The sequence below is a fragment of the Streptomyces sp. NPDC088732 genome (assembly GCF_044751205.1).
Classification (GTDB): Bacteria; Actinomycetota; Actinomycetes; order Streptomycetales; family Streptomycetaceae; genus Actinacidiphila.
Genome location: NZ_JBIVLI010000025.1, coordinates 37,266 through 61,552, shown reverse-complemented (window position 1 = coordinate 61,552; position 24,287 = coordinate 37,266). Strand labels below are relative to the sequence as shown.

22 protein-coding genes are annotated in these 24,287 nt (G+C 70.0%); 21 read left to right on the top strand and 1 reads right to left on the bottom strand.

Translation table 11 applies throughout. From position 1 onward, the window contains the following. Window positions 1–119 precede the first annotated feature (119 nt). The 21 genes from ACIP9H_RS33725 to ACIP9H_RS33625 all read left to right on the top strand — a co-directional run bounded on the left by ACIP9H_RS33725 (window position 120) and on the right by ACIP9H_RS33625 (window position 21,803). Window positions 120–1,415 carry a phage major capsid protein gene (locus ACIP9H_RS33725; protein ID WP_401962745.1) on the top strand — a complete coding sequence of 432 codons (1,296 nt, stop codon included), beginning with the start codon at window positions 120–122 and terminating at the stop codon, window positions 1,413–1,415. Window positions 1,416–1,767: 352 nt separating this feature from the next. Beyond that, window positions 1,768–3,015, top strand: a complete 1,248-nt coding sequence (locus ACIP9H_RS33720; protein ID WP_401962742.1) for a hypothetical protein — start codon at window positions 1,768–1,770, stop codon at window positions 3,013–3,015. A gap of 13 nt (window positions 3,016–3,028) precedes the next feature. Beyond that, window positions 3,029–3,418 carry a hypothetical protein gene (locus ACIP9H_RS33715; protein ID WP_401962739.1) on the top strand — a complete coding sequence of 130 codons (390 nt, stop codon included), beginning with the start codon at window positions 3,029–3,031 and terminating at the stop codon, window positions 3,416–3,418. Window positions 3,419–3,482: 64 nt separating this feature from the next. Beyond that, complete coding sequence (locus tag ACIP9H_RS33710; protein WP_401962736.1) at window positions 3,483–3,947, top strand: IPT/TIG domain-containing protein; 465 nt, start codon at window positions 3,483–3,485, stop codon at window positions 3,945–3,947. A 132-nt stretch (window positions 3,948–4,079) separates the two neighbouring features. Further along, window positions 4,080–4,658, top strand: coding sequence for a hypothetical protein (locus tag ACIP9H_RS33705; RefSeq protein WP_401962735.1), 579 nt, complete (start codon window positions 4,080–4,082; stop codon window positions 4,656–4,658). 11 nt (window positions 4,659–4,669) lie between these two features. Continuing rightward, window positions 4,670–5,533, top strand: a complete 864-nt coding sequence (locus ACIP9H_RS33700; RefSeq protein WP_401962732.1) for a hypothetical protein — start codon at window positions 4,670–4,672, stop codon at window positions 5,531–5,533. Window positions 5,534–5,551: 18 nt separating this feature from the next. Next, complete coding sequence (locus ACIP9H_RS33695; RefSeq protein WP_401962731.1) at window positions 5,552–5,884, top strand: hypothetical protein; 333 nt, start codon at window positions 5,552–5,554, stop codon at window positions 5,882–5,884. Continuing rightward, window positions 5,884–6,414: a hypothetical protein gene (locus tag ACIP9H_RS33690; RefSeq protein ID WP_401962728.1), complete on the top strand. Its 531-nt coding sequence runs from the start codon at window positions 5,884–5,886 to the stop codon at window positions 6,412–6,414. Before ACIP9H_RS33695 ends, ACIP9H_RS33690 begins: the two co-directional genes overlap by 1 nt. A gap of 40 nt (window positions 6,415–6,454) precedes the next feature. Continuing rightward, window positions 6,455–6,742: a hypothetical protein gene (locus ACIP9H_RS33685; RefSeq protein ID WP_401962725.1), complete on the top strand. Its 288-nt coding sequence runs from the start codon at window positions 6,455–6,457 to the stop codon at window positions 6,740–6,742. Next, the gene (locus tag ACIP9H_RS33680; protein WP_401962722.1) at window positions 6,742–7,167 is read left to right on the top strand and encodes a hypothetical protein; all 426 of its coding nucleotides are present in this window, start codon (window positions 6,742–6,744) and stop codon (window positions 7,165–7,167) included. The genes ACIP9H_RS33685 and ACIP9H_RS33680 overlap by 1 nt, the downstream gene beginning before the upstream one ends. A 73-nt stretch (window positions 7,168–7,240) precedes the next feature. Next, window positions 7,241–8,053, top strand: coding sequence for an IPT/TIG domain-containing protein (locus ACIP9H_RS33675; protein WP_401962719.1), 813 nt, complete (start codon window positions 7,241–7,243; stop codon window positions 8,051–8,053). 133 nt (window positions 8,054–8,186) lie between these two features. Beyond that, window positions 8,187–8,708: a hypothetical protein gene (locus ACIP9H_RS33670; protein WP_401962716.1), complete on the top strand. Its 522-nt coding sequence runs from the start codon at window positions 8,187–8,189 to the stop codon at window positions 8,706–8,708. Window positions 8,709–8,752: 44 nt separating this feature from the next. Further along, complete coding sequence (locus ACIP9H_RS33665) at window positions 8,753–9,025, top strand: hypothetical protein (RefSeq protein ID WP_401962713.1); 273 nt, start codon at window positions 8,753–8,755, stop codon at window positions 9,023–9,025. Further along, window positions 9,018–13,064 (top strand): hypothetical protein, encoded by a 4,047-nt coding sequence (locus ACIP9H_RS33660; protein WP_401962710.1) that lies wholly within the window; start codon window positions 9,018–9,020, stop codon window positions 13,062–13,064. The genes ACIP9H_RS33665 and ACIP9H_RS33660 overlap by 8 nt, the downstream gene beginning before the upstream one ends. Beyond that, complete coding sequence (locus ACIP9H_RS33655; protein WP_401962707.1) at window positions 13,064–14,101, top strand: hypothetical protein; 1,038 nt, start codon at window positions 13,064–13,066, stop codon at window positions 14,099–14,101. The genes ACIP9H_RS33660 and ACIP9H_RS33655 overlap by 1 nt, the downstream gene beginning before the upstream one ends. A gap of 71 nt (window positions 14,102–14,172) precedes the next feature. Then, window positions 14,173–15,135, top strand: coding sequence for a hypothetical protein (locus ACIP9H_RS33650; RefSeq protein WP_401962704.1), 963 nt, complete (start codon window positions 14,173–14,175; stop codon window positions 15,133–15,135). Beyond that, the gene (locus tag ACIP9H_RS33645) at window positions 15,135–16,352 is read left to right on the top strand and encodes a hypothetical protein (protein ID WP_401962701.1); all 1,218 of its coding nucleotides are present in this window, start codon (window positions 15,135–15,137) and stop codon (window positions 16,350–16,352) included. The genes ACIP9H_RS33650 and ACIP9H_RS33645 overlap by 1 nt, the downstream gene beginning before the upstream one ends. A 15-nt stretch (window positions 16,353–16,367) precedes the next feature. Further along, window positions 16,368–19,370, top strand: a complete 3,003-nt coding sequence (locus ACIP9H_RS33640) for a hypothetical protein (protein ID WP_401962698.1) — start codon at window positions 16,368–16,370, stop codon at window positions 19,368–19,370. 352 nt (window positions 19,371–19,722) lie between these two features. Continuing rightward, window positions 19,723–20,220: a hypothetical protein gene (locus ACIP9H_RS33635; RefSeq protein WP_401962695.1), complete on the top strand. Its 498-nt coding sequence runs from the start codon at window positions 19,723–19,725 to the stop codon at window positions 20,218–20,220. A gap of 71 nt (window positions 20,221–20,291) precedes the next feature. Beyond that, window positions 20,292–20,615, top strand: coding sequence for a hypothetical protein (locus ACIP9H_RS33630; protein ID WP_401962693.1), 324 nt, complete (start codon window positions 20,292–20,294; stop codon window positions 20,613–20,615). A 369-nt stretch (window positions 20,616–20,984) separates the two neighbouring features. Further along, window positions 20,985–21,803 carry a hypothetical protein gene (locus ACIP9H_RS33625; protein ID WP_401962691.1) on the top strand — a complete coding sequence of 273 codons (819 nt, stop codon included), beginning with the start codon at window positions 20,985–20,987 and terminating at the stop codon, window positions 21,801–21,803. A 703-nt stretch (window positions 21,804–22,506) separates the two neighbouring features. Here the strand turns inward: ACIP9H_RS33625 and ACIP9H_RS33620 are convergent. Continuing rightward, window positions 22,507–24,276: a hypothetical protein gene (locus tag ACIP9H_RS33620; protein WP_401962688.1), complete on the bottom strand. Its 1,770-nt coding sequence runs from the start codon at window positions 24,274–24,276 to the stop codon at window positions 22,507–22,509. Between the last annotated feature and the right edge of the window lie 11 nt (window positions 24,277–24,287).

Sequence of the window (24,287 nt, the reverse complement as noted above, 5' to 3'; positions counted from 1 at the left end):
CGGGCAGCGCGCGACGTTAACCCATCTCCCCTTCTTCCATACGCCTCGCGTTGAGGCGTCCCGGTGCTGGCCGGGCGAGCGACGCACGTCAACCGCCCCCAGCACAGGGAGAACGAACAGTGTCCGACAACAGCAGGATCAAGGAACTGCAGGGCCACCTCCAGGCGAAGCGGGACGAGGCCGAGCGCGTCGCCCAGACCTTCAAGACGGAGGAGAAGAGCTTCGTCATCTCCACCGAGCAGGCCGCAGAGTTCAAGAAGCTCTCGGCCGAGGCGATGGAGATCAAGGCGCTCATCGACGCCGAGCAGGGCCTGGCCCAGGTCCAGCAGTACCTCGACACCCCGGACGCCCCGCCGGCCGCGGCCATGCACTACGGCCAGCCGCACAGCGGCGTCGAGGAGAAGTCGCTCGGCGACCTGTTCGTCGACTCCGACGGCTACAAGCGCGCCGCCGCGGCCAACTTCAAGGAGCGCCCGTACGTCCGGGCAGACCTGGAAGGCAAGTCCATCTTCAGCATGGCCGCAGGCTCGGTCACCCACCAGGTGCTGGGCTCCGCGCAGAACCTCGGCATCGCGGAGCGCGCGTTCCGCAAGATGCACATCCGCGACCTGTTCCCCAAGTCGTCCACCAAGCAGGCCGTCTTGTACGGCGCCCGCGAGACGGGCTGGACGAACAACGCGAAGCAGGTCAAGGAGCGGTACGCCGCGGACGGCACCTCGCCGGCCACTGGCACCGACACCGACGTCTACGGCCGGTCGCCGCGCTCCAAGCTGTCCCTGGTGCCGGTGATGTATCCGGTCGCGGAGATTTCGCACCTCCTCGACAGCCACAAGAACATCCTCGCCGACGAGCCTCGGCTCAAGACCTTCATTAACACCAGGATGATCGAAGGCGTGAAGTACGCCGAGGACTGGGATCTGCTGCACAGCGTCGGCGACGGCCAGTCCCTCACCGGCATCTTCAACACCCCTGGTGTCCAGCAGTACGCCGGCCTGGCCAGCGACAAGTACAGCGTCCAGATCCGCCGCAGCATCACCAAGGCCCTGCTCGCCGAGTACGAGCCGACCGGCATCGTCATTTCCCCGACCATGTGGGAAGGCGTCGAGGTCGAAGAGGACGACAACGGCGCATTCCGCGTCGCGGTCGCCGTCGCGATCGGCGCCGAGAAGCGCGTGTGGCGCCTCAACGTCGTCGAGACCACGGCCATGTCGGACAGCAACTTCCTCGTGGGCGCCTTCGGCCTGGGCGCGCAGCTCCACGACCGCGAGTCTGTCAGCGTCACCGTCTCCAGCGAGAACGCCGACAACTACGAGCGCGGCCTGATCACTTTCAGGGGTGACGAGCGCGTGGCACTTGAGGTCCCGCGACCGGAGAGTTTCGTCATCGGCACCTGGACCACGCCGACCGGCGGCTGATCCGTCCCGGAGTGAGGGGGCGTACCCGTGCTGCGGGGCGCCCCCTCCACGCAAGACCATCACGACGACGGAGGACCACGGTGATCGAGAAGCAACTCACGGGCCTTGCGGCGGACTTGGCATCCCTGGCCACGCAGCCCCCGGCGAACAAGGGGCCACGGTGCAGCGTCGGGGTCCTCCTGGAGCGCGTCGACGAGCCCACGGCCGAGGCGCTCCGCTCCGCCCTCGACGCCCCGGACATCACTGCACGAGCCATCGCTGACGCCCTCAGCCGCCACGGGGACGCCATCACTGCTTTCACGGTCGCCCGGCACCGGCGACGCGGCGAGTCCAACGGGTGCAGGTGCCCGCGATGACCCTCACCACCGATCTGCAGGAACTCCTCGAGCCCACCGGCGGCCTGCAGGCGCAGCCCCACCAGGTGCAGCGCCCGCAGGCCTCCACGCCCCGCGGCTGGGAGACCGGTGTCCGGTACGAGCCGAGCGGCACCATGGTCGTCACCACCCCGGCCACCGAGCAGCCGCCCAACAGCGAAGCCGACTGGCGGGAACGCGTCGAGGCGCTCGGCCTGGCCATCCCCGACGGATTCCGTGTCCGCCTGGTCGAGGCCCGCCACGACCCGGCCGCCTGGCACCGCGACGCCCAGGGCGACGACGCGGTGACCCGGGCCGTGTGGCGCTGCCGCTACGTCATCGAGCCGGCCACCCCCGCGTGGATGTCCGCCGACGACGTCGACGCCCTGGTCCGCGACGCCATGCGGCGGCGCCGAAAGCCCCGTACTGCAGTCGACACCGCCGAGCGCGCACTGGTCGTCGTCTACGCCGACGCGCAGGCCGGGAAGGTCGGCCGCGACGGCGGCACGCCCGAACTGGTCGCCCGCGTCGCCGAACGGTTCGACCGGCTCGACGACCACATCCGCGACCTGAAGGCCGTCGGCCGGGGCCCCAGCGCCGCCTACTGGATGGACGCCGGCGACTGTGTGGAGAATTACGAGAACACCGCGCAGCAGGCGTACACCAACGACTTGACCATGACCGAGATGATCCGCGTGCACCGCAGGATCACATTCGAGGGCTTGGACCGGCTTGCCGGACGCTTCGACCGCGTCGTCGCTGCGACGTGCGGCTCCAACCACGGCCGTGTCCGCCGCGGACGTGAGGCAGTGGGACCGCCCAGCGACGACTGGGGCCTTGAGGTCATGTCCCAGGTTGCCGACGCGTACGCACGCAACGCCGACGCCTACGGGCACGTGTCGTTCGTCGTGCCGGAAACCTGGCGCGAAACGGTGAGCCTCGACGTCGCCGGCACCATCGTCGGCCTGGCCCACGGCCACCAATACGCGCGCCCCGACAAGGCCGGGGACTGGTGGAGAGGGCAGACGTTCGGCCGGCAGCCCGTTGCCGACGCCGCGGTCCTCGTCACAGGCCACTTCCACCACTTCCGGGCGCAGCAGATGGGCCACGGCCGCCTGTGGATTCAGGCCCCCACCCTCGACAACGGCAGCGACTGGTACACCGTCCGCTCCGGCGAGGTGTCCACGTCCGGGCTCCTGGTGCTCAGCGTCGGCCCGGACGGCTGGGACGACCTCCGCATCCTCTAGAAAGGCACCCACCGTGTCCTACGGCTGCCGCCTCCACGGGCCGAACTGCCGCGTGGTGTGGGGCTACGACCAGGCCCACACCGACAGCCAGCGGCCATACACCATCGACGAACTGGCCGACCGCGAGGAGGGCCCGCACTTCTACGCGTACCCCTCTTACCAGGAGTACCAGGAGGGGTTCCGGCTGTGGCGGGCGCTGCGCTGGGACAGCCGGCTGACCTACACCGAAGGGCTGCTGGCCACAGCAGTGAGGCTGGCCCCCTACGCCGCGAACCTCAGCTCGACCCTTGGGAACAAAGGGCACGAGCCCACCTGCCCAATTGGGCAGGTCCTCTCGGACGTCGCCGGACTCCCCGAAGGCACCACTGCCATGGCTGCCCAACTCTGCAACTGCACGCGGTAGGACGCGACCCAAACCGCATCCGCCCTGCACCCTTCACCGACCACCACCCGAAGGAGAGATCGCCATGGGTATCTACCTGGCCAACGGCACCCGCGTCACCAAGGCCGCGTTCCCGACGACCACCGTTGCGGACCCGGAGAAGGTCATCACCCAGGACCTGTACAGCACCCGCCCGTACACCCCCGTCGGCGACGTCCGGCCCGAGGGCTCGATCAAGACCATCGCCTACAAGGCCGGCGCCGTGGTGCGCCAGTCCGAGATCGACAAGCTGTTCCCGCCCGCGACGATCGACACGGTCAGCCCGTCCGGGGGAACCACCGCCGGCGGTACAGCGGTCACCATCACCGGCACCAACCTCGACGGCGTGTCCGCAGTGAACTTCGGGGCGACACCGGGCACGAACCTGGTCATCGTCTCCGCGACGAAGCTGACCGTGAACGCCCCGGCGAACGCCGCCGGAGCGAAGGACGTCGTCCTGGTCGACGACGCCGGCAACATCACCAAGACCGGCGGTTTCCTCTACGCCTGATCTGCGCCCACCCCGCAGGGCCCCCAGCAGAAGGACGTGCTGGGGGCCCTCCGCGCGCAGCACGAGACGTAAGGACGGTGTGCCGTGCAGGGTGCGCGCTGAACGGACCACCAGCCCGAGAGGGAGCCACTCATGGCCGCCACCACCCGCTCCACCCGCAAGACCCCCGCCGCCAAGACGGACCCGACGGAGGCCCCCGCCGCGCCGGCGACCGCCGACGTCGCACCGCTGGAGCCCCCGACCGCGGACGACCCCACGGCCACGTCCGGCGCCGTCACCGAGCAGGCCGCACCCGCGACCGAGGACGACACCGCGACCGAGGAGACTCCCGCGCCGACCGTTGCCGCACCGCAGGCCCCCGACGTCGCCCCGCTGGAGCCCCCGGCCGTTCACGCGGCCCCCAAACCGCCCGCGGAGCCCCCGCACGTGAGCCCGACCGAGGTCATCCCCGACGTCCTCTCGGACATCATCCTCGACGACGCCACCAAGGAGCCCCCGGCCGACCCGGAGGCAGTCTTCCAGCCCGTCACGCCCTACGGATCCACCCTCGTGTGCACCGTGCGCCTGGTCGAGCGGGTGTACCTCGGCCCGCACAGCACCCCGGTCGAGCGGCTGCTCCAGCCCAGGGGCGCGCACGTCTCCGAGTCCATCGCCGCCCGCATCCGTGAGCGCCTCGTCGCCCAGGCGGCCGAGGCCGACACCGAGCAGTAAGGAGGGGTGGGGTGTCGGCCTTCGACTTCCAGCCCATGTACGGCGGGGCGCACTACGACCCGGAACCGGCCGGGGGCCAGGTGACCCGCCTGGACCTGTACGCGACGCCCGACCGGAGCGGCACTGCGGTCGCCACAGCGGGCCCCGCTGCCCGGCTGGGCGCCGGGAAGTACCGCTTCGTGCTGCCCGACGTGCCACCCGGCCGGTACTGGGCAACGGCGACCTTCACCCCGACCGAGGGCGCCCAGCCCGTCACAGACGCCTCGCTGCGGCTGGATCTGCCCAACGGGCTGGGCCTCGTCACCTCCCCGGAAGCGGTCGCCGACGAACTGGGCGTCCCGCTTCCCCTCACCCCGGAGCAGCGCACCGCGCTGGAGACAGCCATCCGCAAGGCGCAGGCCGACGTGGTGGGCTACCTCCACCGCCCCGTCGTCCCGCGCATCGTCACACTGCGCGCCGTCACACCGATCTGGGCGGGAGACCTCTCCGACCCGGAGGCCTGGCCGCTTCCCGACCAGGACGACCAGGTCGCGGTCCTCGCCTACCGGGCCCAGGCCGGCGGCACCTACGACGTCGACTTCCTCGTCGGTCTCAACGGATCCGCAGAGGAGTCCATCGTCCGGTACGTCACCACGCACGCGGCGGAGTCCGAGCGGGAACGGCCCGGCGGCGTCGGAGCCGCGGGCCGCCGGGTGTCGTCGGTCAGCGCCGAAGGACAGTCGCTGTCGTACGAGACCGCCCCGGCCGCCGGGCAAGCCGGCGCACCCCCCACGATCGATTCCCTGTCGGGTCTGCGCCGTCGCCTCTACGCCCCCCAGAGCCACCCCGCACGTGCACCGTGGCCGTACTCCTCCGGCCGCTACCGCCGCTTCTGACCGAGGAAGGAGCACGCCGTGGCCGTCGTCCTCCCGAACGCCGTCCTGACCGTCTACGTCCTGGAGCACCCGTGGGTGCGCGACGCCAACGGCGTGCCCGTCCCACCGAACCCGAACGAGAAGCCGGCCCCGCGGGGCACCTGGCCCGGGTCGGCCCTCGAGCAGCCCGACGAGAGCTGGTCGCTGCGGTTGGACCCCGCCGCGTGGCCGGTCAAGCCCGGTGACACCGTCACCGACGAAACGGGCCGGGCCTGGACGCTCACTGAGACCCGCAACCACACAGTGCTCGGCTGCCCGGCTGTCGACTACGTCGAGGCCAAGGCATCCCTCAACCCGCCGGAGATCCCCTGATGGCGAAGTTCAAGCCCGCCCAAGGCCTTGAGCAGGCCATGGCGCAGATGCTGGCCCCGCACGTCTACCGCATCGCCCAGCAGGTCGAGGTCGAGGCGAAGCGGCTGGCGCCGCCCGTCAAACGGTGGGTGACGATGGCCGATGACAGGGTCCGCCCGACCCATGTGCAAGCGCAGGGCCAGGAGGTCCCCGGGAACCTCCGCTTCGAGATCAACTCCATGAGCTGGGACCGCCGGCACCGAGGCCTCGGCAAGTACACGTACATGATGGAGCCCCGCGATCAGTCGTCCCGTGCGGTCGCGAACATCAAGAACTGCCGGTGCACCACTGCGATCGACCCGGACGGCATCGCCCGGAACATCACCACCGGTCAGCCCGTCGTCAGCGGCAAGAAGGTCACGGTCACCGTCACCGCTCAGGCCAAGGGCATCGTGGAGGCCGAGGTCGGCACCGTGTACCCGGGCAACCTCGTTGCGGACGGCGCCCACTTCATGGCCCGCGCTGCCGCTCTCGTCGCGTCCCGTCGCTGAGGGCGCGACACAAGCCGCCGCGCCGCCCACAGTGCCCGTCATGACTACGCCCAAGAAGACCCCCGCCACCGCCGAGACGCCCACCGCGCCCGCCGACGCGGTCACAGCCGTCACCACGACCGAGGCCCGGCCGGAGGAGACCCCGACCGTCACCGTCCCGGCCGCCGTGGTCGGGCCGACCCTGTCCGTCGACGTCGACCCGGTGACCGTCGTCCTGGCGCACCACCTGCGCATCGACGGAACCGAGTACAAGCCGGGCGACGAGGTCCTCGTCAACCCGGACTTCGCCCGCCACCTGCGCACGCAGGGCTACGCCAACCGCGCCTGATGATCGAGCCGAACATCGCGGACGCCGACCCGGTGTCCGAACTCGTCGCCTGGCTCCAGCAGAGCCCCGAGGCCGCCGAAGCACTCGGCGGCCCCGGCCGCGTGTCCGGGACCCGTGAAGCGCCGTGGCCGCACCTCCTCGTCGGCCACGGCCCCGGCGGGGACTTCCGCCGTCTGCAGTGGGCGACCGAACCGGAGGTGACGCTCGAGGTGTACGGCGACCCCGGCGGCTGGCCCGGCAAGGCCGAACTGCGCCGCATCCTGCTGCTCTGCGCCAAGGCCGCCATCGCTCGCGTCGAGGCACCCCACGTGCCCGGCCGACCGGTCATCAGCGGCATCAAGCCCTCGGGGGTGCTGCTGTGGTCGCCGCTCATCGACGGGCAGCCGCGCTGGCTGATGAACCTCTCCGTGACGCTGCATCCGTGAGGACGCGACGCTAACCAGAGCGCCTCCCCATGGTGTCCGGGCCCTGCACCCGAGCAGCATGGAGAGCCCCCTCATGACCAAGATTCTTGTCCCGGCCATCACTCGCGTGTGGCTGGCCGCGGTCGGTACCGAGGCGCCCGAGGACGCCACGGTTGCGATGCCCGCGGGCTGGTACAGCGTGGGCCTGACCACCGAGGACAGCCTCAAGTTCAACAGCGAGCCGACGTTCGAGCAGGTCAAGTCCGCTCAGTCGTCGTACCCCACCCGCACCTTCCAGACCGGCGACGCGGCAACGATCGAGGTCGACCTGCAGGACTGGTCCGGCCCGAACTTCAAGGCGGTCTACGGCGGCGGAACCATCTCCGCCATCACCCCCGCCGGCGGCGGCCCGAAGCACTACAAGTTCACCCCTCCCCGGATCGGCTCCCGCTCCGAGGTCGCGGCCTGCATCGAGGTCGTCGACGGCGGCAGGCACTACCGCTACATCGTGCCCCGCACGATGCAGATGGAAGGCGTCTCGAAGGACCTCGCCAAGACCAAGGAGGTCGTCCTGCCCCTGCGCCTGGCCGTGCAGGGCGGCGACGACGTCGACGCGTGGTACGTGGTCACGGACGACCCGGAGTTCCAGCCCTCGGCGCCGACGATCACCGCGGTGAACCCGACGACCGGAGCAATCGCGGGCGGCACGCAGGTCACCATCACCGGCACGAACCTGGGCGGCGCCACCAGCGTCAAGTTCGGCACCGCGGAGGGCACCGGGCTGGTCGCAACCGATGACGACCAGATCTCGGTCATCAGCCCGGCTGGCGCCTCCGGAGCCAAGGACATCGTCGTCACCACCGCGGGCGGTACCGCCACCAAGGTCGGCGGATTCACCTACGCCTGACGGGCCGCGTACGGCCGTCCCCACGCCGCCCGAGCCGGGGCGGCCGTACGCCGCGACACAAGCCCCGCAGCGCTGCCACTGTCCGCGCGCTGCCGCACCACCGCGACTCAGCCACGCATAGAGAGGTCACGCCGTGACGTACTTCATCGACCTGGACGCCGCACGCCGCGAAGTCCGGTTCCCCGACGGCATCCCCGTGCTCTTCGGGGGTGAGCAGTTCATCTTCCCGGCCGAGCTGCCGGCCGACGCCCTGGACCCGATCCTGTCGGACGAACTCGACCTGGTCGGCCTGCTCGGAGAGATCCTGGAGTCGTCCGATGGCGACGCCGGCGTCGAGGAGATCGTGAAGGGCTTGTTCCGCCGGCCGTCCCTGCCGCGGAAGTTCCTCGCCGCGGTGCGACAGACCTTCCAGAGCCTCCTCGGGGCCGATCAGCACAAGCTGTTCCTCGAGCAGCGGCCGTTCATCGGCGACTACGTCCGCCTGACCGTCGCCCTGTCCAAGGTCTACGGGGTCGAGCTGGGAAAGCTTTTCAGGTCGGACGACTCCTCCGAGAACGCTTCGGAGACGTCGAGTCCGACCTCTCCCGATTCCACAACGGACTCGACGCCCGAGGCGCCTGGCGACAGCCAGGAGAGCCCGGATTCATCGGTCTGAGGCGGCTGATCTCGTACATCGACGGTCTACCCGAGGACTCCCGCGTGCGCTCCAGCCCCATCGACGGCTGGACGAGCCAGCTGGAGCTCCTGGCCCAGATCGTCGAGGAAGTCAGCATCCTCTCGGCCGAACGACGGCGTGAGGAGCCGAAGACCGTTCCCCGTCCATCCAGCACCGTCGCCCGCGCGGCACGTCGGACCCAGTCCCGGACATCCGTCGCCGCGCAGGCGGTTCCGACACAGGAGGCCCCGCGTCTGACCGGTCACCGGCAGATGCTCATGGCCGCCATGCAGAAGGGAATGGTCCGAAGTGGCTGAGGGCCTGCAGGCCGGCCGCCTCGACGTGCCGGTCATTGCCGACCTCGCGGGTTTCGCCGAGCGGCTCCGCACGCAGATCGAGGCGGCGGCCGAGGGCCTGGCCGCCAAGGTGAAAGTCGAGATCGACGACACCGGGCTGCGCGAGAAGCTCGAGGCCGTCGTGGAAGCGGCATCCCGTGGTGTCGCAGCGACCATCCACGTCAACGTCGACGACGCCCGGGTCCGCACGCAGATCGAGGAGATCCGGCAGCGCGTCGCCAACGCCGACGTCGACCTACCCATCCGGCCGGACGGCGACGCCGACCGGTCGTCCTCCGGCGGACTCCTCGGCGGTCTGCGGCGTCTCATCGCCGGCGTCCAGACAGAGGCCGACCGTAACCCCGTCAGTGTGCCCATCAAGGTGAAGGCACCCAAGGGCCGCGGCGGCTCCCTGCGCATGCTCGGCATGGGCGCTCTGGCATCCCTGGCCGAACCCGCCGTGGCGCTCGTGGGGCAGTACGGTGCCGCGCTGACCGCACTGGTGTCGTCGGCAGCTCCCGCGGTCGGAGTCCTCGGCGCGATCCCCGGCCTGATCGCGGCGGCAGGCACCGCGGTGATCGGCACCAAGGTCGCGTTCTCCGGTTTCGGGGAGGCCTTGAAGCAGAACATTCAGATGTACGACCAGGTCGCGGCCGGCGTGAAGCGGACGAAGGCCCAGGAGCAGGCCCTCGATGCGTCCATGGACAAGCTGTCGAAGTCCGCCCGCAAGACCGTCGTCACCATCGCCGACCTGAGCGACGGGTGGCGCAAAATGCGCCAGTCCGTACAGGAGCGGTTCTTCTCGAAGATCGCGGACGACGTCAAGCCGCTGTCCAACGCAGTGCTGCCCCTCCTGAAAGACATGCTCGGCGACAGCGCCAGCCAGATGGGTTCGCTCATCAAGCGCGGCGCGAAGTTCATGCAATCCGGACCGTTCCGCAAGGACTTCAAGACGATCGCGGGCTCGAACTCCCGCGTCATCGGGAACCTGGCCGACAGCGTCGGCAACCTCGGCCACATGGTGCTGGACTTCCTTGTCGCGAGCGGCCCGTTCGTGCAGCGCGTCGGACAGGGCGTGGAGCGCCTGACGCGGTGGGGCCGCGCATCGGTCCAGGCCGGGCGGGAAACCGGCTCCCTGGCCACGTTCCTCGACCACGCCGGCGACAAGGCCTCCCAGCTCGGCCGGTCCACGATGAACCTGATCAAGGGCATCGGCGGCATCGGCAAGGCAGGTCAGGACTCCGGGAACCTCCTCCTCGACGGATTCGAGGCAGCCACCCAGCGCTTCAACCGGTGGGCGAACAGCAAGGCCGGGCAGGCGGGGATCGCCCAGTTCTTCGCGGGCGCCGGGCCCGCCTTCCACGAACTCAACATGCTCGTCGGCGACTTCGTGCGAGGCCTGGGCCGGGCCGCGAAAGACGGCGGCGTCACCGAACTGATCCGGCAGATCCGCACCGAACTGATGCCCGCGGTCGGCACCTTCCTCAACGCGGTCGGGCACAGCATCGGCCCCACGGTCGTCAGCCTCGTGTCGAACCTGGCGACCGCGATCGGCAACCTGTCCGCGGCCGGCGGAGGCCTCGGCGTGCTCCTGTCCGCCCTCAACGGCGTGGCGTCCGTCTTCAACACGCTCATGCGCGTGATCCCGGGCGCCAACACCACCCTCGCGGTGTTCCTGGGCACTCTGCTCGCCCTCAAGGTCGTCTCCACCGTCGGCACCATGATCCGGGGGTTCGGCACGTCGGTGGCCGCCGCAGGCACCTCCGTGGCGTCCCTGGGCGGCGTCATGCGCACCCAGCTCGGCCCCGGCCAGCTTGGGCCGCAGGCCACGCTGTGGCAGCGCATGGGCGGCTCCTACCGGGCGGCTGCGCAGGAAGGCGGCCGGCTGTCCGGAACCCTGCGCGGAGTCGGGGCAGCGAACCGCGTGGCCACCCGCGCCATCGGTGGCATGACGACCGCACTGGGCGGGCCCCTCGGCCTGGCCATCGCCGGAGTCACCATCGGTCTCGGTCTCCTGGCGTCCAAGCAGGAAGCCGCGGCCCGCGCCACCAAGGCGCACGAGGACCGCGTGAACTCCCTGTCGCAGGCCCTCGCACAGTCCGGCGGCGCCATCGACGCCAACGTCCGCGCCGCGGCGGCGCAGATCCTGCAGGACACGGAGCTGGCCGACGGCAAGGGCAAGTTGATCGACATGATGGCCAAGGCCGGGATCTCCCTCGGAGACCTGACCAGCGCCTACCTGGGGCAGGGCAAGACGCTCGAGGACCTGCAGAAGGAACTGCAGGCGACCGCGGACGCCCACAAGGACTGGATGGTCACCTCTGCGGGTGCCAGCCAGACCTGGGACGACGAGGGCCTGGCCGCGATCCGCGCGAAGAACGCCCTCAGCGCGGTCCGCGGCGAACTGGAGAAGGGCCAGGCCAAGCAGAAGCAGCTCGCCGACGCCGCCAACCAGGCCGGGACCACGGGCACGGACTCCTACAGCCGCCTGTCGGCCGCCGTCCAGGGATTCAGCGACAAGACCCAGTCTGCGGACACGCGCGTCGACAACCTCAAGCGGGCCCTGGACGCCCTCACCGGCAACACCCAGTCGTTCCACGACGCCGAGGCGCAGCTCAACTCGGTGATGCTGCAGATCGACGACACCATGAAGGGCAACATCGAGAAGGCCGACGGCTGGGGCAAGAAGCTGATCGGCAACGACAAGCTGGTCAACACCTCCACCCGCAACGGCCAGACCCTCAACACGCAGCTCAACGACCTCCGCGACGGGATGCTCAATGTCGCGACGCGCGCCCAGGAGGCAGCGGAGAAGGGTCTGCTGCCGATGTCGACGGCGATGAACCAGAGCCAGGCCGCGATGGAGAAGGCCCGCGCGAAGGCCATCCAGCTCGCCAAGGACATGGGCATCCCCGAGACCCAGGCGAAGGCCCTCGCCGACCAGATGGGGTTCATCCCGGACACCGTCACCACGCTGGTGACCACCCAGGGCATGCCGAAGGCGACCGCTGACTTCCTGGCGCTGCGTGGCGACATCGAGGGACTACCCCCCGGCAAGACCCTCGAGATCAAGGCTCCGACGGCCGAGGTGCGGCGGCAGCTCGAGGCCGTGGGAATCACGGTCGTCAACATCCCGGGGAGCAAGGACATCGCGATCGCAGCCCCGACGAAGGCTGCCCGCGCGAACATCGCGGCCCTGGCCGCGGACATCGCCAACGCGCCGAACAAGAAGAGCGTCACGGTCAGCGCGATCGTGAAGAAGGCCGCCGGCGAACTCAAGAACGTGCAGGACAAGGTCACGAGCCTGCCCGCGGGCAAGTCCATCGACGTCAAGGCGCCGACGAAGACCGCCACGCAGGCACTGAAGGATCTCGGCTTCAAGATCAAGACGGTGGACGGGACCAACGGGAAGGTGGTCCGGATCACCGCCCCCAACAAGACGCCGCTCCAGCAGGTCCAGTCGATCCAGAACAAGATCAACAACCTGACCGGGCGAACCGTCACCGTCACCATCCGGTACACCACGCAGGGCCAGCCCTACGTGTCCGGCAACGCGGACGGCGGCGTGAAGCAGTTCGTCAACGGCGGCATTAACGGCATCGGACGAGGCGTGAAGCGGTTCGCGGCCGGCGCGGAGCAGCACATCGCACAGGTCGCGCGGTCCGGGGAGATGCGCCTGTGGGCCGAGCCCGAGACGTACCCCGGAGAGGCGTACATCCCGCTCGCCCCGTCCAAGCGCAAGCGCTCCGCGGCCATCCTCGACTGGGTCGCCCAATACTTCGGCGGCACCGTCGTCTACCCCCAGAAAGCACTGGCGACGTTCGCGAACGGCGCCGTGTCCCTGGGCCGGAGCATGTCCGCGGCAAACAAGACCAGGTCGGCCACCGCGATGGGCAATGCGCCCCTGGTGGGCGGCGATCTCAACATGACCATGACGGCCGAACCGACGTCCCCGAGCAAGGCTCTGCAGGACACCATGTTCGCGCTGCGCAACATCCGACTCGGCGGAGATGGTGGCTGATGCAGAACGGCGACTGGAACCTGGGCTACTTCGCGTTCGGGCAGTACAACGGGGCAGCCCTGACGTTCGGCCAGGTGAAGTCAGGCATCTACTGCCTCAGCGAGCCCGACACCACCTTCGCAGACGGCGAGTACGGCGACGCCGTCCTGCCCGGCGAGGACGGCGTACGGTTCGGCCGCGACTACCAGCGGAACGGCACCGTGACGTTCGAACTCGGTGTGGACACCGTCGACGCACCCGTCGACCGGCACTTCCCGCCGGCGTGGACCAAGGCGGGCGTGCTGATCGGCGACTGGCCCGACGACCCCGCGATCCTCAAGAAGCTCAAGGCCACCGGCAACCCGTGGTCGTGGAACGAGGACGGCCTGAACATGCTGCGGCAGGTGTGGCGGGCCGACGCCGTGCGGTTCGGCAGCACGAGCCGCCTGGGCTGGCTGTCGCACATGGTCGCCGGCCACAGCCGCCGCCTCTACGGACGACCGCGGAAGTTCTCGGTGTCCCACTCCCGGCTGACCCGGCAGGGCTACACCCCCGTCGTGGCGACCTTCGACGCCGTCGATGACCGCTTCTACGACGACGTCGCCAAGTACGCCGAGATGTGGGACCGGGTACCCGGCACCGTCCCTCCGCGGCCGGGCCGCCCGGCCCCGCCCGCCGCGCCGTCCAAGAAGTCCGCCGCCGTGTCCAGCGCGGGCCGCACGCCGTCCTGGGCGGTCATCACGATCACCGGGCCGTGCCTCAACCCGAAGGTCACCCTCGGCTCCTGGTGGACCGTGGAGCTGTCCACGCTCATCGCCGACGGGGAGTCCGTCGTCATCGACGCCCGGCCATGGGAGCGCACGGCGCTCCTGGTCAAGGCCAACGGCTCCAAGGTGTCCGTCGCCGACAAGCTGACCCGGGCCTCACCGCGGCTGGCGGAGCTGATCGTCCCGCCGGGCAACTGGACCGCGACGATGGCGCACACCAAACTGCCGGCGCTCCCCGGCACGGGCCCCACCGTCGAGGTCTCGTGGCGGGACGCGTTCACCTGGTGGTGAGGCCGCGACACTAACCGGCCGCGCAGCTCATCCTCCGACCCGCGATCACGTCGGGACGGAAGGAGCGGCACATGGCATGGGACGGCGTGCCCTGGTTCGTGGAGAGCACCGCTGCGAGCGAGGAGACCCTACGGCTGGTGGTCGAGGCCGCGGCCGGCGGCGGTGAGGGCATCATCGGGCCGGCCGATCTCCTCGTCACCGCGCTGGATGTTCCCGGCACGAGTGTCGAGGTCGGCATCGGGGCCATGGTGGCGCGCAAGCGCGGCGGCGCGGTCGGGCAGGCGTACGCGGCGCGCATGCCGACCCCGGAGACCGTCGACATCGCCGCGACAGGAGCGGACGGCCCTCGCTCGGACCTGATCATCGCCCGCGTCGAGGACCCCTTCGGCGGCGAGAACTGGCCCCAACCGGAGGACCCCACCGTCGGGCCGTACGTTTTCACCCGGGTCCTGACCGACGTGCCGCCCGGCACGCGCAGCGTCCAGGACGTGCTCCCCGGTTCCACGGCCGTCACCCTGGCCCGCGTTGACGTACCGGCGTCGACGAGCATCATCACGCCGGTCATGGTCACAGACCTGCGGCAGATAGCGGCCCCCCGCACCCAGACCAGCCGCCGCTACCTGCACAGCGCCTGGGCCACCCCCGACGACGTCGGCCCGGTCGTCGACGTCTGGGAAGACTTCCCGCTCGGCGCCCGCTGGCAGGAACGCATCCCGGAGTGGGCCACCCACGTCGAGGTGCACGCCGACCTGACGGGGCTGCTCCACCCGGACACGACCGAGGCCCGCGGCACGCTGCGCGTCATCCTCGACGAGCAGTTCGGCGCGCCCATCCCGTTCCTCACCACGCACGCCGGCCGCCACAGCGCGGTGGCGGGCAACAGGTTCGCCATCGCCCCGGAAGACCGCGGGCAGATCCTCCCGATCGCCGTGCAGGGCAAGGGCACGGCCGGGAAGACCGGTGTGCTGCGCGCTGACGACGGCACGGTCCTGACGCTGGAAGTGACCTACTCGCAGGCCCCGGTGATCGCCTGATGACGCGCGTAGGCAGCGGATGGCGGTTCATCGCGCAGCGGACCGCCACCGGAGACTTCCTCGACTGGGATGTGCCCTTCGTCCCGGACGGCCCGCCGCGGCGGGAGCTGAACGGGCCCGGGTCGATGGTCGGCACGATCGCGCCCGAGTACATGCGGCTGATGGCCAAGCCGGACGGACTGCCCGTCATCACCGAGTGGGCGACGACCCTGTACGCCGAGTACGCCGGCAACATCCGCTGGGGCGGGATCGTCACGCGCGTCTCGTACCAGGGCCAGGCCATGAAGCTCGAATGCACCGGCTTCAGCGCCTACCCCAACGGCATGCCGTTCCAAGGGAGCAGCATCCAGTCCGGCGTCGCCATCCCGCAGAAGTACGCATACGAGGGCAAAGACAAGAACCACGACGGGTACATCGACGGCACTTCCCCGAAGAAGAAGATGCCGCCGCGCCCGAAGGACAAGATCACCGCCCGGTGGGACTCGTACGACGTCGTCCGGCACATCTGGGCTCACCTGCAGTCCTTCAACGGCGGCAACCTCGGCCTGGTCGTCGACGGCCACGACTCCGGGCACCTCCTGGGCGCCTCGAACGGCACCGACCCGTGGGAGCTGCACTGGTGGGACACCCCTGACTGCGGCCAGACCATCTCCGACGTCATGAGTCAGGCCGGGGCCGACTACATCGAGCGGCACCAGTGGGACGGCACCCGGGAGAAAGTCCTCCACTTCCTCGACCTGGGCAACCCGCGACACCTCGGCCGCTCACGCTCTGACCTGCGCTTCGCCACCGGCGAGAACATCATCGAGACCGCCACCCCCACAGGACAGGGCGAGTGGTTCGCGAACCAGATCTACGTGCTGGGCAAGGGCGTCGGATCAAAGACCGCCCGCGTCCGCGTGATCTACGACGACAAGCGGCTGCGCCGGGCCCGCGTCAGCGCACTCAAGACCACGAGCAGCGCCGCAACCCTCACCGCCTACGGCCAGTCCCAGCGGGCGCGTCACAGCCAGATGCTCACCGTCCCGTCGATCGCGGTGAAGCACCACCCCAACGCAGCCCTGGGGTCCTGGGCTCTGGGCGACCTGATCCTCCTGCAGCTCGAGGTGCCGTGGATCGGCGACGTCGTCGTCTGGCACCGCATCGTCGCCGAGGAGATCGACCCGGCGGCCGGCACCGCAGTTCTCACCCTCACCCGTGCCGACTACTACGGCTGATCAAGGAGCGTCCCCATGGCTACGTCATTCCAGCTCGACGAGCGCGAGCGCACCAAGCCCCTGGCGGCCTACCTCGCGGGGCTGGAGCGCCGCATCCAGGACCTGGAGCGCGCCAACCCACTCACGAACGCCGCCCTCGACGGCGGATCCATAGAGGTGTACGACGACGACGGGTCTTTGCAGCTCGTCATCGGAGACCAGCCCGATGGCACCACAGGCGTCGTCCACGTCAACGGCCCACCCCCACCCGTCCCGACCACGCCGATGCTGACATCCGTCCTCGGCGGTGTCGCCGCAATGTGGGACGGCGGCTTCACGGACTCGGACGTCGCCCCGCTGGACTTCTCCCGGATCGAGGTGCACGCCTCCGCGTCCCCCGGGTTCGAGCCGACCGCAGTCACCCAGGTCGGATCGATCGAATCACCCCGCACCGGGACCTGCGTCGTGCCGACGGAAGGCCCGGTGTACGTCCGCTTCCTGGCCCGGAACCTGTCCGGGACCGCAAGCGACCCGTCTGAGCAGGCGGGCCCCCTGGGGCCGGCCAAGGTCGTGGCGGACGACGTCCTCGACGGCATCATCACCGACGTCAAACTCGCCGACGAGGCAGTGACAGCCGGGAAGATCGCTCTGGGCGCGGTCAGCAGTACGGCCATCGCTGACGGCGCGATCCTCGAAGAGAAGTTGCACGAGGGCGCGGTCACGGTTGGCAAGCTCGCCGACGGTGCAGTCACCGACCTCAAGATCGCCGAAGACGCGGTCACCGAAGGAAAGATCGCCCTCGGCGCGGTCAGCTCGGTCGCCATCGCCGACGGGGCGATCCTTGAGGACAAGCTGTCCGATCTCGCGGTCTCACTGGACAAACTCCAGGACAACTCCGTGGGCGCCGGGAAGATCGCCGCGGACGCGGTCACCGCCCGCGAGATCAAGGCTGGGGCCGTCACCGCGTCGGAGATCGCCGCCGGAGCCATCACCACGGACAAGCTGACCGTCGTCGGCGGCAGCAGCGGCAACGTGCTCAGCGACCCGTCGTTCGAGGGCAATTACACCGCGGCGCTCGTGGCCACCAACCAGGCGTTCTCGGTCGACTCGACCAAGGGCAACGGCAGCGCCAAGTCCCTCAAGGTCAACGCCGCGGCGGGCACGCCCACCACCCGCACGCTGGCCCTCTGCACGGTCCCTGTCGCTGCCGGCGACGTGCTCAACATCGCCATCGACTACCAGGCGTCCGCGGACTACACCACGCCCGGCGCCATCGTGAAGTTCTACGCCCGCTGGGAGGACTCCTCCGGCGTGGCCATCGGCTTCGGGTCGGCCCAGACCACCACGCCCGTCCTGGGGTCCACCTGGCAGCGCCTGAGCGTCATCTCGACCGCGCCCGCGAACACCGTCAAGGCCACGATCTGCGTTGAGTCCTTCCAGGCGCAGTCCGGCACGCTGTGGTTCGACAACGCTTCGGTCCGCCCGGTGTTCGGCGGGACGCAGATCGCCGACGGTGCGATCACCACGGCGAAGATGGTCGCGGGCACCATCAACGGCGACCGCATCACGGCCAACACCCTCAGCGCCGACAAGATCGTCAGCAAGTCCATCACGGCCCTGCAGATCTTCGGCGGCGCCATCACCGCCACCGAGCTGGCGGCGAACGCCGTCACGGCGGCCGCCATCGCTGCCGGCGCCATCACCACGGACAAGCTGGTCGTGAGTGGCGGCGCCAACATGTTGAGCGATCCGAGTTTTGAGGGCACCTACTCCGCGGCCCTGGTCGCCGCTGCGAACTCCTCGTTCATCACGATCGACAGCACCGGCAACGGCAGTGGCAAGTCCCTCAAGTTCGACATGACGAGCGGGTCCGCCACGACCCGGAACCTCCAACTCTCTGCGTTCCCGCTGGCAGCCGGTGATCAGCTCTACCTCGCCGTGGACTACCTGGCATCGTCCGGGTTCGGCCCGGCCGGCGGCTTCCCGCAGATCTATGCCCGGTTCGAGAACAGCACCGGCGGGATCATCGCGTTCGGCTCGGTGGTGGCGAGTTCTCCGGTCCTCGGGGCGTGGACGCGGATCTCCGGCACGGTGACGGCACCTGCGAACACGGTCAGGGCCTACATCTACGTCGAGGTCAAGACGGCCTCTGCGGGCACCGTGAACTTCGACAACGCCGCATGCAGGCCCGTACTCCCCGGCACGCAGATCGCCGACGGTGCGATCACCACGCAAAAAATGATCGCAAATTCAATCAATGGTGACCGAATCACCGCAAATTCTCTTAGCGCGGACAAGATTGTCGCCCTCAGCATCACCGGCGCGCAGATCAAGGCCCTTGAGATCACCGGTGACAAGATCGCTGCCAACGCCATCAAGGCCGGGCACCTGGACGCCGGATCCGTCACCGCCGTCGCGCTGTCCGCCACCGCCATCGACGGTAAGACCATCACCGGTGTGATCGTCATCGGTGGGACTGTCCGCACCGCTGACACCGGTAACCGTGTGGAGATGACCAGCGACACGACGAGCGGTCGGTCGATCGGCAGAGTCTCCTTCTACACCGAAGTCTCCACAGACACCCCCGGCAGCATCACCGCACAGGGGCCCGCCGACGGCGGCCGGCGGGGGCTGATGGGTATCGCTCCCGGCTACTCCGGCGGCAACCCGGCGCCCTGGTGGAAGCTTTCCTACGAGGCCGAAGGCATCCCACCGAAAACCAGGTTCGACGTCAACGCCGACACCACGTACGTAAATGCCCTCAACGCGTCCTCCGTCCGCGCAGGAAACATCGCGAGCGGCCGAGTCACCATCACCGTCACAGCTGCGAACACTCCCACGTCCGGGCAGGTGTCAGGTCTCAACCTGACAGGCGGCCCCTTCCGCGTCGTCGCCACGCCGGCCACCTCGACAGCAGGCACAACCCTGCTGGGCTGGGGCGTCACCAATCAAACCGCGACCGGATTCACTGTGTGGGTGACCCGGTCGAATGCCACACAAACCCTTGTGAATGTGGATTGGGTCGTGATCGCAGAATGATTCCTCTTCCCCTTGAGCCCGGAACCTTTTATCGCGCCACCGCGATATGCCGCACAGAGAGCTGCCCCAACCTGGGCGAGACCATGGTGTGCGAGCGGATGTACAGCAACGACGGCATCCACTTCACGATCACCTGCGGTCTGTGCAGCGTGGACGGGGACATCGTCAGCGCTGTGAAACTCGACCCCCAGCCGCCCATGGAGTAGCCAGCGGCCAGCCGGGCACTACCGGCCCGGCCAGCACGCGACGCAAGACCACGTCGGCCCTCAGTGTGCGAAGTGCGGGGAGCCGCGGACCTCAATCGGTCCCGGCTCCCGCGCACCCCCACCTGTTCCCGACCTGAGGAGGCGCCATGGACTGGCTCGGCCCTCTGGCGCCCTACATCAAGACCGTGCTCGGCACCCTCGGCGCACTCGCCGGCGCGTGGCTGGTCTACCGGCAGACCAACAAGCAGACCGACGCCCAGGAGCGCACCGCCAAGGCACAGACCGAGGCCGACGCCGACGCCATCGAGGCACAGACCTACGTCGACGCGATGAACACGGTCACGTCCGGCTTCACCGCCCTCCTGGACCAGCAGCGGCAGACCCTCGAACTGCGGCAGCGCGAACACGAGCGGGAACGCGAGCACATGGCCGGCCGGATCGGAGCCCTTGAGGGCAAGCACGCCGATCTCGAGCGCAAGGTCGAGCACCTGCAGGAGCAGCAGCGGGCCGACCGACGCTGGAAGGCGGTTGCGATCGAGTACATCCGTGACCTGTGGGAGACGATCCGGGACCTGGGGCACGTCCCGCCGGCCGCGCCAGAGGAGATCAGCCCCGACCTCGAGGCGCCCCGCCCGCAGGCCTGAGCACGCGACACAAGCCACCCGCGCCGTGCACTGTCCGCGTGTCCGTCACCTCCAGAAGGGCTGGTTCACCCATGTCTCCGATTCTCGAATCCATCACCAACGGCGCCCAGGTCGGAGCGCTGCTCCCGCTCGCCACCGCGGTCGTACAGCGCCCCGCCTGGCCCGCCCGCATCAAGCAGGTCGTCGCAGTCGTCATCGCCCTGGTCGCCGCGGTCGCCACGGTGGCCGCGACCGGCGGCTGGGGACAGTTCGAGCACGGCAAGCTGACCCTCGCGACCGTGCTGGCCGTCCTGGCTGCCTCCCAGACCACGTACGACCTCGTGTGGAAGCCGACCAAGCTGGCCCCGGCCATCGAGGACGCGACCACACCGAAGGGCGCCCAGCGGGCCGGATAACGGCTGCTCAGGCCCGTTGGCCCTTAACCAGCGGGTATCATCCGCGAAGAGGTGGCCGTGCCGCTGCACCGCAAGGTGCGGCGCCGACTGCGTTGAGATCGCCCATCAGGTTGGCTTAGAAACGGTGCGCCGTGTTCCTTCGGCCAGGGTGACCGGCTTCGGCTGGTAACACCTGATGACCAGCATCGAGTCCACTGGGTGCGTGCAGAGCACTCAGGGCCGGGGAGCGGTTGCTCCTGCGCTGATCCGGCACACGCAGTCACCCGCTACGCGGGGCGCGGCCACCTCGTTCCGTATCCGCAGGGGTACCCGAACACGCACCACGGCCTGAGAGCAGAGGGCCGCCCGAAGAAGAGGAGTGCACACCGCATGGCTGAAGCGCAGCAGACGGCGGCCGAGATCAAGCGCCTGTCGGCCATGTCGCCGGACGCCTTCATGCGCACCGTCGCCCACTACGCCACCGGCGGCACGGACAGGCGCTGTCCCCGCGACGTCCAGGGCCAGGCCCTCGCCTCCCCGCAGCTCGCCCCGCAAGCGCTCGAGGCACTGGAGACCGCCGTCCGGCAGGTGCGGTCGTTCCTGCCTCGCGAGGAAGGGGAGAGCAAGCGCGCGCACCAGGCCCGTCTCGCGCCCTTCCGGGCCCGCCTCCAAGCCGGCATGTCCCCGCTGCAGGACGTCGTCGACGACCTGGCCCACGACGAGGCGAAGGCGCTCGCTGCCCTCGACGATGCCACGTTCACCCGCCGGTGGACTGGGTTCATCCTCGACGCCCCCGGCGGTGGTCCGGTGCCCCGCCGCGTGCAAGGCCTCGCGTTTCGGTCACCGCGAGTAGCGGCCAGAGCGGAAGTGGAGTGCCTGCTGATGCTCGAGGACCCGGGCCAGTTCATGCCGCCGGGCGACGCCGGCGAGAGCCGCAAGGCACATGAGGCGCGCGTCGTTGCCTTCCGCCGACGGGTGTCCACCGAAGTGCGTTTCCTGCAGTACGCCACCCAGTACGCCGAGGCGCGCCTCGGCCGGATGCCGACCGCGCCGAATCACCGGGCGCAGGCGCTCCGGCTCCTGGGCGAGGCCCACCCCAAGGAGCTGCTGCAGCTTCTGCGGGAGGTCCGGGAAGGCGCGCGCGCGGACAAGGACGAGGCGCGCCGCGAGACCCGCATGATTCGCCGCGCGGCACGAAGCGCGCCATAGCGCGCGCCTCTTCACCCGAGGAACCGACTCAAGGGCGCGCCCAACGGCGCGCCCTTCTTCGTGTCCGGGCGCGCTTCCCCCGCGCGGCAGGCGCGCCCGTACGCGCGCACGGGGAAGGCCTGACGCGCGCCCGCAGGCGCGCCATCGACGTCGCTGCCGGGCGCGCCCGCGCGGCAGGTGACCGTGGCGCCCGCGCGCCCGCGCGGCCCGGCTGGCGCGGCTGACCGGTCCGCGCGGCATGGCGCGCTTTCGGCGCGCGCGCCCGAGAAATCGCAGGTAGACACAGCGCGCGCCCGCGCGGCGGGGACGCGCGCGGGTGAGGCGCGCCTCCAGGAAGGGGCCACGGCGCGGCGCGCCTGCCCCTGGTCGCGCCCGCGCGCCATCACTGATCTGCCGGCGCGCGGCGCGGCACAGCGCGCGGCCGGATGGCGCGCTGCGGTGGGCGCGCGGCGCGCCTGGATCGATGGGCGCGCGCGGATCCGGGGCGCGCGATGGCGCGGTCAGGTGGCGCGCCGCGGCGCGGATGGCGCGCGCTCCATGGTGATCGGCAGGCGCGCGGGGACGGCGCGCGGCGCGCCTCGACGCGCGGCGCGGCATGGCGCGGGCGCGCCTTGCCGGGTGACGTGACGTGATGCGGGGCGCGCCTGCAGGAGGGTCGGAGGCGCGCCCCGCGCGGTCCCGGGGCGCGTCACCTCACGTCACCTCAGCGCGTCACGCTCGTGGGCGGCGCGTCGTCGAGGAACGCCGCGAACCGTTTCGCGAACGACAGGTCTGGGATCGGCGCGCTCCGGTAGTAGGTGGCGAGCGCCTTCTCCTCGGCCTCCTCGAGCGTCTTGATCACCTCCGGCCGGTGCGCCAACAGGTGGTCCCGGAGGGTGCTCATCCCGGGTTCTCCGTGCTCTGAGATCGGCCCAAGGTGCTCACCCACAGTGAGGAACAGCACGCGCGCCTGAACGTTGGCCTCGACCATGAGCGCCTCGACAGCCAGAGTCTCGGCTCTGTTCCGGCGCCGTCGTGCGGCAGGCGGCGGCGCCGGCGGCAGGTCCTGCGGCTCCTCGGCCTCACTGACGTCGGCCGGTTCTTCGCCGGCCGGGGGCTCCGGCTCGCCTTCCGGGTCCGGCGGGGGCGGGGTGGTGCTCTCGTCCGGCGGTTCCGGCTCGGCGTGCTCCTGGCGCTGCCCGTCGTCCTCGGGGTGCTCGTGCCCGTCCTCCTCCGCTCCGGGCGGGGGCAGCGTGCTGCCGGTGGTCGGCGCCTCCTTCTGCCCGGCGCCGTCCCAGGTGCCGGTCTTCGCCGCTGCCTTCCCCTTGATGTACTTCAGCGAGCGAGTGATCAGGGCGTCCGCGCTCATCTCGCCCCAGGCCGTGCGCGTGATGACCCGGGCCAGCGTGCGGCTACCCCACTCCTCCCGGTAGGACAGCAGCACCTTCTCCGGGTCGAGCGGGTCCGTGAGGGCCCGACGGATGAACTCCGCGGCCTCCTCCCCGGTCGGCGGCTTCTCCTCATCCACGCTCGGTTCCTGCCGAGGGCGCTGGGTCTGCTGCGGCTCCTGTCGGGCGTGCTGGGTGACCTCTGGCCGGGGCGGCTCGACAGTGGTCTCCGGCTCCTCCAGATACGCGTCCGGCCGAAGTTCGTGGCTCGCCCGGGTTGCCACTGCCTCCGTGAAGCCGAGACGTCGCAGCAGGGCGTCGATGCTGAACCCCTCGAACCGCGTGGTCTCCCCGGGCTTCACGTTCCAGTGCAGGGTGCGGACACCGGTCAGCCACGCCTCGCCAAGGGTGTGCAACTCGACGATGGCGTCGACGGCCGCGGGAAGGTTTCGCTCCGCCTTGACCTTGCGCGTCTTCTCCCGGGTGGGCTTGTCGTTCTCAAAAGCCGTGACGATCTCCTGGCGCGCGAGGAGCACCACCGGGCCAGCGTGCTGGCGAAGCAGCCAGAGGACCTCTCCCCACCGGTCCTTGGCCCGGTTCCACAGGTCGGCATCGACGATCACCACGTCGTCCAGGGAGGGCGGCCGGCGCTTGTTCTCCTGCGCCTTGCGGATGGCGCGTCGACGGGCGTACAGGGCCTGTTCGTCGCTGAGCATGTCCCAGAGGTTCGACATGCCGTCGAGGACGATCATGTTCGGCTTGCCGTTGACGGGCGGCTGGGCCACGGCAGCACGGATCGCGTCGAGGATGTCCTGGTACGAACCGTCATGGGGAACGATCTCGTAGTGGGCCCCGGGCACGCGGCCGTAGTAGTCGGCGGTGCCCTCGCTGCCACCGATTTCGATCCAGTAGCCCATGCCTATCAGGTCGGAGCCCGTACCGAGAGCGGCCTCGTAGCTCTTGCCGGACTTCTCCGGCCCGGTCAGCAGGATCATGGGCGGGTTCGGAAGCCCTGTGGGTCTCCGAAATGCGCGCTGGCGCAGAGGCGCGAGAATGCGAGGCATGGCGGATGGTGTTCCTTCGGTTTGGGTCCCCGAGTTGCTCATCCCGGGATGGT

Coding starts and splice junctions, on each gene's coding strand:
- ACIP9H_RS33685 (WP_401962725.1), top strand. CDS start 6,455: ATGACTACGCCCAAGAAGACCCCCGCCACCGCCGAGACGCCCACCGCG.
- ACIP9H_RS33640 (WP_401962698.1), top strand. CDS start 16,368: ATGGCTACGTCATTCCAGCTCGACGAGCGCGAGCGCACCAAGCCCCTG.
- ACIP9H_RS33655 (WP_401962707.1), top strand. CDS start 13,064: ATGCAGAACGGCGACTGGAACCTGGGCTACTTCGCGTTCGGGCAGTAC.
- ACIP9H_RS33650 (WP_401962704.1), top strand. CDS start 14,173: ATGGCATGGGACGGCGTGCCCTGGTTCGTGGAGAGCACCGCTGCGAGC.
- ACIP9H_RS33705 (WP_401962735.1), top strand. CDS start 4,080: ATGGCCGCCACCACCCGCTCCACCCGCAAGACCCCCGCCGCCAAGACG.
- ACIP9H_RS33720 (WP_401962742.1), top strand. CDS start 1,768: ATGACCCTCACCACCGATCTGCAGGAACTCCTCGAGCCCACCGGCGGC.
- ACIP9H_RS33690 (WP_401962728.1), top strand. CDS start 5,884: ATGGCGAAGTTCAAGCCCGCCCAAGGCCTTGAGCAGGCCATGGCGCAG.
- ACIP9H_RS33710 (WP_401962736.1), top strand. CDS start 3,483: ATGGGTATCTACCTGGCCAACGGCACCCGCGTCACCAAGGCCGCGTTC.
- ACIP9H_RS33625 (WP_401962691.1), top strand. CDS start 20,985: ATGGCTGAAGCGCAGCAGACGGCGGCCGAGATCAAGCGCCTGTCGGCC.
- ACIP9H_RS33620 (WP_401962688.1), bottom strand. CDS start 24,276: ATGAGCAACTCGGGGACCCAAACCGAAGGAACACCATCCGCCATGCCT.
- ACIP9H_RS33675 (WP_401962719.1), top strand. CDS start 7,241: ATGACCAAGATTCTTGTCCCGGCCATCACTCGCGTGTGGCTGGCCGCG.
- ACIP9H_RS33645 (WP_401962701.1), top strand. CDS start 15,135: ATGACGCGCGTAGGCAGCGGATGGCGGTTCATCGCGCAGCGGACCGCC.
- ACIP9H_RS33630 (WP_401962693.1), top strand. CDS start 20,292: ATGTCTCCGATTCTCGAATCCATCACCAACGGCGCCCAGGTCGGAGCG.
- ACIP9H_RS33680 (WP_401962722.1), top strand. CDS start 6,742: ATGATCGAGCCGAACATCGCGGACGCCGACCCGGTGTCCGAACTCGTC.
- ACIP9H_RS33635 (WP_401962695.1), top strand. CDS start 19,723: ATGGACTGGCTCGGCCCTCTGGCGCCCTACATCAAGACCGTGCTCGGC.